This window comes from Halostella sp. PRR32 (genome assembly GCF_034808085.1).
In the GTDB taxonomy this organism is placed as follows: Archaea; Halobacteriota; Halobacteria; order Halobacteriales; family Natronoarchaeaceae; genus Halostella; species Halostella pelagica.
Map to the genome: position 1 here is coordinate 1 of NZ_JAXHGL010000234.1, position 247 is coordinate 247.

The following is a 247-nucleotide window of genomic DNA, read 5'->3' on the forward strand; positions in this document are numbered from 1 at the left end:
GCGGCCCCGGGAACCCGTCCACGATCGTCTCCGGCCAGTAACAGTCCTCGAGCCGGATGCTGTCGACGGCCTTCATCCCCATGATGTTCCCCGCGATACACGAGAGGATCTGCGCCATCGATCCCCTCTCGAAGAGCGCGGCGGGGTACGCAACGCTGACGCGGTCGTCGTTCCCGATCATGTACGCCACCGCACTGAGGTCCGTGAGCTCGTCCTCGTCGACGTGCAGCGCCGCCCACGTCCCGTT

Annotated in this window: 1 pseudogene; it reads right to left on the reverse strand. The window is 66.4% G+C overall.

Going from position 1 to position 247, the window contains the following annotated elements:
• A pseudogene (locus tag SM753_RS20985) lies at nucleotides 1–247 on the reverse strand (ribulose-bisphosphate carboxylase large subunit); the annotation flags it as partial.